Below are 7,600 nucleotides of genomic sequence, written 5' to 3'. Positions count from 1 at the left end.
CAACTACAAAACAGCTGATCTTCAGACATAGGGGTCGTTTCACGCCAGGGTCATGATCATGATCTTAGCTGTTCTTTACTTCAACGGATACGCGGTGACCTGCGAAAATAGGGTGAACCACATGTGATCCCTATTAATCGGTTACCCCTCCGTCGTCCTCCACCGCGTCCTTCACCACCCGCGCGACGGCGGCCCGGACGCCCTCGGCCTGCGGAATCACCGTCAGATTGCCCTTGGTGTCACCCTCCCCGACGACCGCGAACCGCGTCTTCGGTGTCCGTCCGGCGACGTCACGCGTGGCCGCCACCGGGGTCCCGCCGACCGCGATCACGACATCGCAGTGCCGCTGGACGAGAGTGTTCACATAGGGCACGGCGTTCGCTGTGGTGTCCGGGCCGAACACCGGCAGGTTCATCACCTTCGCCTTGGTGGCGAGGGAGGCGTCCTCCATGCCCGCCCAGACCGAAGCCGCCTCGCTTCCCGTCACCCCGTGCTCGTCGGTCAGCAGGCAGGCGCTGTGGGCGCTGTACTGACGGGCTCTCGGGGCGGGAGCCTCGTCGTCGTCCCCGCTCAGCAGGACGGCCGCGATCACCCCTCCCACCAGCACCACTGCTCCGGCCCCGGCGGCCAGCCATGACGTGCGACGCATCGCGCGCTTCCTCTCGCGTGGGACCGGGCCCGTTGCCCGGTCATGGATCCGCGCGAGCATAGACAAATGGGGAACCCACAGGTCCGGCCGGGGGAGCCGTTATGCCGTCAGGTACGTCCACTGTCAGTTACGCCCACCGTCAGGTGCAGCCCGTGCCGCCCGGGCCGCCGTGGAAGAAGTACTCGTTCCAGGGCGGAGCGGCGTGCTGCACGGCGCACGTGAAGCAGTTCGCGGAGGGCTGGGACGCCGTCAGGGAGGCCTGTACCGCGCCGCCCGCCGTGGGGTAGTAGACGACGTCGCGGTGGTAGGCGGCGAACTGCCAGCCCGCCGAGGCGAACTGACCGCTGCCCATCGGGGGCCAGGCGGTGTTGTCCACGACCTCGCCGCCGTAGTCGACGTCCGACGCCGCGCCGGAGGCGAGCGGGCCGCTGCCGAAGAGTGAGCCCGGGTAGTAGCCCACGGCGTTGCCGACGGTGGTGCCCCCGAGGTAGAGCCACCAGTTGCCGCCGTTGAAGTACCAGGTGACCTCCAGCTCGTACTGCGCGCCGCCCAGCACGCTCACCGGGCCCAGCGTGCCGCCGAAGGCCCAGTTGGAGTTCGTCTGGACGAAGGCGGAGCAGTCGTGGTTGTAGCAGCCGGTGCGCTGGTAGCCGTCGGCGGTCCAGTAGATGAAGAGGCACGGCTGAGTGGTGCCGTACTTCCCCGGGTAGACCTGCCAGCCGCACTCGACCGTCTGCACCGGCGAGCCCGCGGCGTACCACTGCTGGGAGAGCGAGAAGATCTGCGAGCCGACGTTCGGGTCCCAGACATTGATGAAGCTGTGGCCGCCGAGGTTGCCGGCGATCTGATAGGCGTGGGCGTACTTGTGGATGCCCGCCTGCACGGCGGGCGGGCTGAGCCGGGGGTGGCGGCCGGTGCCCAGGGGGCTCTTCTGGAAGAAGTCCCGGAGGGTGCCCCTGCGGGCCAGCTCGTCCAGGGTGATCCGGCGCAGCGCGATCGTCCCCGGCGGACAGGCCATCGCGTGCCCGAACTTGTCGATGCGGTCCGACCGCAGCTGCTGGAGCAGCGGCAGGCTTTGCGGGGCGACGTCGGGGCCGGGCGCGGCCGGGGCGTCGACCGGAGCGGCCGGGGGCTCGGTGGCGCCGCGCAGGGCCGGCTGGCTCCCGACGGGGACGCAGTCGAAGATCTGGCCGTTGTCGTCCACGAAGCTGTGGGGGACGTCCTCGATGCCGGCGTAGAGGGACTGGATGTGCGCCTTCATCGCGTCGAAATCCTCCGCCGCCACGGGCGTGGCGGGGCGGGCGGCGCTGAATCGCGCGTGGTCCATGGCGCGCACGCCGTCGATGAAGGCGGAGAAGTCGGGGAAGTGCGGCTCGTTACGAGGGGACATGACCGGGCTCTCCGTTCCGATCCGTGCGGGCGCGCAGCGCGCGGCCCCTGCTGACGCGATCCCCCTGGAGTCACCCGTTCAGTCGAAAGACCACCCGAACGGTCCAGTCCGCTCCCGGCCGGGCCGTTGAAGGGGGGCCGCCGGGGCCGCCGCCGTTCGGGTGATGTGGGCGGGGGCCGGGGTGTCCGTCGCGTCCGGGCGTTGGAAGAGATACGGCATGCAGACTGACACCGTGACGCGGTTCCTCCATGCCCTGAGCCCCGCGAGCCGAGAAGACGTCGACCAGTTGCCGCGCGAGCAGCAGGAGAAGATGGCCGAGGAATGGGAGCGGTACCTGCGCGACGACACCGATCTGCTGTCACTGAGCGAGCTGGACCCGCCCACGGCGGAGAACCGGGCCGCCGAGCACGTGGTCCGGGACTACTTCTGAGCCGCTATGGAGGGGGTGTTGACCCCTCGCCGCTCCGCTGACTAGCTTCGCGACACGGATGGCCGATGTGGATGGTCGATTCCGTGCAGTGGAAGTCGTGGACGTGGAGGGGTACCCATGGGGCAGCGGACGACGGTGGCCACGACCTTCGGCAGCGCGGTGCGGGAGAGCGTCGGCAGCTCCCTCGCGGCGGTCGACGCCGAGCTCGCCCGGCGCTATCCGGGCGACGCCGGCACCCGCCAGCCCGTGCACACCGTCTACGTCCCGGCCGACGTCTTCACCGCCGGCACCGTACGCGAGTGGGGCGACCGGGCGCTCGCCGCCCTCGACGAGCACGCCCCCGACGCGGAGGCGTTCGCCGCCGTCCTCGGGCTGCCCGGCGAACTCGCCGGGCCCGTGCACGAGCGGGTGCGGGCCAAGCTGGAGCGCGAGCCCGTCGAGGATCTGCGGATCGACTTCGAGGACGGGTACGGGCCGCGCCCGGACGCCGAGGAGGACGCGGCCGCCGCCCGCGCCGCCCGGCTCGTGGCGGAGGCGTACGCCGACGGCACGGCTGCCCCCTACATGGGCGTGCGCGTCAAGTGCATGGAGGCGGCCGTCCGCGACCGGGGCATCCGCACCCTCGACGTCTTCCTCACCGGCCTGATGGAGGCCGGCGGGCTGCCTGGCGGGTTGGTGCTCACCCTGCCCAAGGTCAGCTATCCCGAACAGGTCGTCGCGATGGCGCGGCTTGCCGGGGAGTTCGAGACGGCGCACGGGCTGGCGGAGGGCCGGATCCGCTTCGAGATACAGATCGAGACCACCCAGGCGATCCTCGGGGCCGACGGCCGGGCCACCGTCGCCCGGCTGATCGACGCCGGTGCCGGACGCGTCACCGGGCTGCACTACGGCACGTTCGACTACAGCGCCGCCTGCGGGGTCGGCGCCGCCCACCAGGCACCGGACCACCCGGTGGCCGACCACGCCAAGGCCGTCATGCAGGTCGCGGCCGCCGGGACGGGCGTCCGCCTCTCGGACGGCTCGACGAACGTGCTGCCCGTCGGCACGACCGCGCGCGTCCACGAGGCGTGGCGGCTGCACCACGGGCTCGTCCGCCGGTCGCTGGCCCGCGCGTACTACCAGGGCTGGGACATGCACCCGGGACATCTGCCGACCCGTTACGCCGCCGTGTACGCCTACTACCGGGAGGGGCTCGAACGGGCGGCCGCCCGCCTCGTGGCGTACACGGAGCGGGCCGGGGGCGACGTGCTCGACGAGCCCGCCACCGCCCGGGCGCTCAGCGGCCACCTGCTGCGCGGGCTGGACTGCGGGGCCGTCGGCACGGCGGAGGTAACCGGCCTCACCGGGCTGGACCGGGCCGCGCTGGAGCGGCTGGCGGGGAGGCCGGCGGGGCGGGGCTTCTGACGGCGCCGGGTCGCCTGGTCGCTCAGCTTTCTCCCGGCGGGAGTTCGCCCGAGCCCCGGACGATCAGACGGGTCGGCAGCTCGACGCGGCGCGGCGCCTCCTCCGCGCCGTCCAGCCGGTGGAACAGCAGCTCCGCCGCCGTGCGCCCGAGGCGGGCCGCGTCCTGCGCGACGACCGTGACACCGGGCGAGAGCAGGTCGGCCAGTTCGAGGTCGTCGAAGCCCACGAGCGCCACCGGGTGGGGCAACTGCGCGATGACCCGCAGAATCGTGACCGTCACCCGGTTGTTCCCTGTGAAGAACGCTGTCACCGGATGTTCGCCCGAGAGCATCCGCTCCGCCTCGGCCCGTACGCGCTCGGGCGTGGTCGGGCCGAGGGAGACCCAGCCGTCGGGGACGGGCAGTCCGGCGTCCGCCATCGCGGTGCGGTAACCCCGCAGCCGCTCCCCGGCGGTGTGGATGCGCGGCCGGTCGCCGATGAAGCCGATGCGGCGGTGGCCGTGGGCGATCAGGTGGGCGACGCCGGCCCGGGCGCCGCCGTGGCTGTCGGAGAGCACCGCGTCGGCGGCTATCCCCCGGCCGGGCGGTCGACGAAGACGGTGGCGACGCCGGCGGCGATCTCCGGTTCGAGGTAGCGGTGGTCGTGGCCCGCCGGGATGACGATCAGTCCGTCGACGCGGCGGGCGCAGAACGCCAGGGCGAGCTCCCGCTCCCGCTCGGGGTCCTCGGCGCTGGAGCCGTTGATGAGCAGGGCGCCGTGGGCACGGGCGACCTCCTCGACGGCGCGGTTCAGCGGCGCGTAGAAGGGGTCGGCGAGGTCCTCGAGGACGAGGCCCACCGACGAGGTGCGGCCCTTGCGCAGGACGCGGGCGCTGTCGTTGCGCCGGAAGCCGAGCGCGGTGATCGCCTCCTGGACGCGCCGCTCGGTGTCCTGGGTGACGCCGGGCTCGCCGTTCACCACGCGGGAGACGGTCTTGAGGCCCACCCCGGCGCGGGCCGCGACGTCCTTCATGGTGGGCCGGTTGCCGTAGCGGGGGAGCCGGCCGGTGGCGGCGTCGTTCACAATCGCTGGTCCTTTGCGCGGGGAGGGGCGGCTGAGCCATGCGTCCGATGTACGGGTTCCGGTATGCGGAGTTCCGGTGCACTCGGTTCCGGTGCTCCCGGTTCCCGTGCACCCGTTCCGGTGTGCGGAGTGACGTCGAGCATAGGGCCTGGACAACGTTGTCAAGCCCGGAGAGACTGACGTCCCGAAAACCCTGCGGCGGCCTTGCGGTGAGCTTGTGGCGGTCGCGGCGGCCCGGTCGCGATTGCGGCAGCCTTGCGGTGGACCTTCCCGCGACCCTCCCGTGGAACTTCCCGTGGAACAGGAGAGAGACCGGCACCGTGCACACCGACTCCGGCGACCTCGTCGCCGCTCTCGACATCGGCGGCACCAAGATCGCCGGAGCGCTGGTGGACGGTGCGGGACGGCCGCGCGTCCGTGCCCGCCGTCCCACCCCGGCCCGGGAGGACGGCGCGACGGTCATGGCCGCCGTGGCCGCCGTCCTCGACGAGCTGGCCCGGACCGGCGAGTGGCCGCTGGTCCGGGCGGTGGGCATCGGCAGCGCGGGCCCGGTCGACGCGTCCGCCGGAACCGTCAGCCCCGTCAACGTGCCCGGGTGGCGCGGGTTTCCGCTGGTCGCCGAGGTCGCCCGGCGGGTGGGCGGGCTGCCGGTGACACTCGTGGGCGACGGGGTCGCGATGACCGCCGCCGAGCACTGGCAGGGCGCCGCCCGGGGACGGGCCGACGCGCTCTGCATGGTCGTGTCCACGGGGGTGGGTGGGGGGCTGGTGCTGGGCGGTCGGCTGCGGTCGGGGCCCACGGGTAATGCGGGTCATATCGGTCATATCAGTGTTGATTTGGATGGGGAACCTTGTGCCTGCGGCTCCCGGGGGTGCGTCGAGCGCATCGCCAGCGGGCCCAATATCGCCCGGCGCGCCCTGGAGGCGGGCTGGCGGCCGGGGTCCGACGGCGATCGGAGCGCCGCCGGCGTCGCGGCGGCCGCCCGCGCGGGCGACCCCGTCGCGCTCGCCTCCTTCGACCGCGCGGCGCGCGCCCTCGCGGCGGGCATCGCCGCCACCGCGACGCTCGTGGAGATCGAGGTGGCGGTCATAGGCGGCGGTGTCGCGGAGGCCGGCGACGTCCTTTTCGGGCCGCTCCGTGAACACCTGCGCGACTACGCGGTGTTGTCCTTCGCCTCCGGCGTCGAGGTGCTCCCGGCCCGGCTCGGCTCCGACGCGGGCGTCGTGGGCGCGGCCGCGGCGGCCGCCGCGGAGGCGGGGCTGTGGGGGCTGGGAAGCGGGACGGGGGAGGGAACCGGCGGGGGAACCGCCAGCGGCATGTGACGGCTGATCAGGCCTCTGGCCGGTGGCTTCGGGCAGGGCGGCCGGCGGTCCGCCGGTGCCCCGCCGGCGCCGCGTCGGCGGGCCGTGGCCGGGAGCGCGCCCCATGCCGCTCGTACACGTTTCCGTGGCAAGGTGGTGCGGGCACTGTGTTCCCGAGCCCGTCACAGGGGGCTACGGAGGAGGGGGAACCGTGATCGTCTGGCTGAACGGCGCGTTCGGTGGGGGCAAGACCAGCACGGCGAGGGAACTGACCCGGCTCATCCCGGGCAGCACTCTTTACGACCCCGAGGTGACCGGCGGGGCGCTGCGGTATCTGCTGCCGCCGAAGAGACTGAGCGAGGTCTGCGACTACCAGGACCTGCCGATCTGGCGGCGGATGGTCGTGGACACCGCCTCCGCGCTGCTGGCCGAGGTGGGCGGGGTGCTCATCGTGCCCATGACGCTGTTGCGGCAGGAGTACCGGGACGAGATCTTCGGGGCGCTGGCCGCGCGGGCGATCCGGGTGCGGCATGTGGTGCTGACGTCCGAGGAAACGATCCTTCGGGGGCGGATCGAGGGGCGCGTCGAGTTTCCGGACGACGCCGTTCGGAGCGAGGCCGTGCGGCAGTGGGCGCGCGACCATGTCGCGCCTTATCGGGAGGCGCTGTCCTGGTTGCGGGGGGATGCGCTCGTCGTCGACAACGGGGGGCTGACCCCCTTTGAGGCGGCCGAGCGCATCGCCGAGGCCGTGCGCAACGGGACCGCCGGGTACTGCCCGATCGTCCAGACGCCCGAGCCGAAGGCGGCGACGCTCGCGGCCGGGGTGCTGCTGTTCGACGAGGACGACCGTGTGCTGCTGGTCGACCCGACGTACAAGCCGGGGTGGGAGTTTCCGGGCGGTGTCGTCGAGCAGGGGGAGGCGCCTGCGCGGGCCGGGATGCGGGAGGTCGCTGAGGAGATCGGGATCTCGCTCACCGCTGTGCCGCGGTTGTTGGTTGTTGACTGGGAGCCGCCGAAGCCGCCTGGGTTTGGGGGGTTGCGGTTTCTGTTCGACGGGGGGCGGTTGAGTTCGGATGAGGCGCGGCGGTTGTTGCTGCCGGGGCGGAGTTGCGGGGGTGGCGGTTCGTTACGGAGGAGGAGGCGTCGACGATGTTGCCGCCTGTGCGGTTGAGGCGGTTGCGGTGGGCGTTGCGGGCGCGGGAAGGGGGGCGGGTGATGAATTTGGAGGCGGGGGTGCCGGTGGGCTGATGTGTGGGGTGCGTGCGTTGTGGGTCGGGGGCGGGGTGGGGTGGACGGGCCCTTACGGGGCTGAGCTCTTCGCGGTGCCTGCCACTTTGGTATCGGGTGCCCCGCACTTGGCTCCA

The 7,600-nt window shown here is 72.6% G+C and carries 5 protein-coding genes and 2 pseudogenes; 4 read left to right on the top strand and 3 right to left on the bottom strand.

Going from position 1 to position 7,600, the window contains the following annotated elements; genetic code table 11:
- Positions 1-133: 133 nt before the first annotated feature.
- Both EKH77_RS04210 and EKH77_RS04205 read right to left on the bottom strand, forming a co-directional pair.
- A complete protein-coding gene (locus tag EKH77_RS04210) occupies positions 134-649 on the bottom strand; it encodes a BMP family ABC transporter substrate-binding protein (RefSeq protein ID WP_126913086.1) in 516 nt (171 codons plus the stop codon).
- Between the two features lie 139 nt (positions 650-788).
- Complete coding sequence (locus EKH77_RS04205) at positions 789-2,039, bottom strand: neprosin family prolyl endopeptidase (protein ID WP_126913085.1); 1,251 nt, start codon at positions 2,037-2,039, stop codon at positions 789-791.
- Between the two features lie 217 nt (positions 2,040-2,256).
- Between EKH77_RS04205 and EKH77_RS04200 the strand changes: the two genes are divergently transcribed.
- Together EKH77_RS04200 and EKH77_RS04195 are read left to right on the top strand one after the other, a co-directional pair.
- Positions 2,257-2,469: a hypothetical protein gene (locus EKH77_RS04200; protein WP_126913084.1), complete on the top strand. Its 213-nt coding sequence runs from the start codon at positions 2,257-2,259 to the stop codon at positions 2,467-2,469.
- A 117-nt stretch (positions 2,470-2,586) separates the two neighbouring features.
- Positions 2,587-3,873, top strand: coding sequence for a DUF6986 family protein (locus EKH77_RS04195; protein ID WP_126913083.1), 1,287 nt, complete (start codon positions 2,587-2,589; stop codon positions 3,871-3,873).
- A gap of 22 nt (positions 3,874-3,895) precedes the next feature.
- Here EKH77_RS04195 and EKH77_RS04190 read toward each other — a convergent pair.
- Positions 3,896-4,884 (bottom strand): annotated as a pseudogene (locus tag EKH77_RS04190) (LacI family DNA-binding transcriptional regulator).
- 371 nt (positions 4,885-5,255) lie between these two features.
- Between EKH77_RS04190 and EKH77_RS04185 the strand changes: the two are divergent.
- Both EKH77_RS04185 and EKH77_RS04180 read left to right on the top strand, forming a co-directional pair.
- Positions 5,256-6,257 (top strand): ROK family protein, encoded by a 1,002-nt coding sequence (locus EKH77_RS04185; RefSeq protein ID WP_126913082.1) that lies wholly within the window; start codon positions 5,256-5,258, stop codon positions 6,255-6,257.
- A gap of 190 nt (positions 6,258-6,447) precedes the next feature.
- Positions 6,448-7,484: pseudogene (locus tag EKH77_RS04180) on the top strand (NUDIX hydrolase).
- The last annotated feature ends 116 nt before the right edge of the window (positions 7,485-7,600 follow it).

Source organism: Streptomyces luteoverticillatus (genome assembly GCF_003970715.1).
Taxonomy (GTDB): Bacteria; Actinomycetota; Actinomycetes; order Streptomycetales; family Streptomycetaceae; genus Streptomyces; species Streptomyces abikoensis.
Note: the sequence above shows the minus strand (reverse complement) of the source record. Positions and strands in the feature narration are given on the sequence as shown.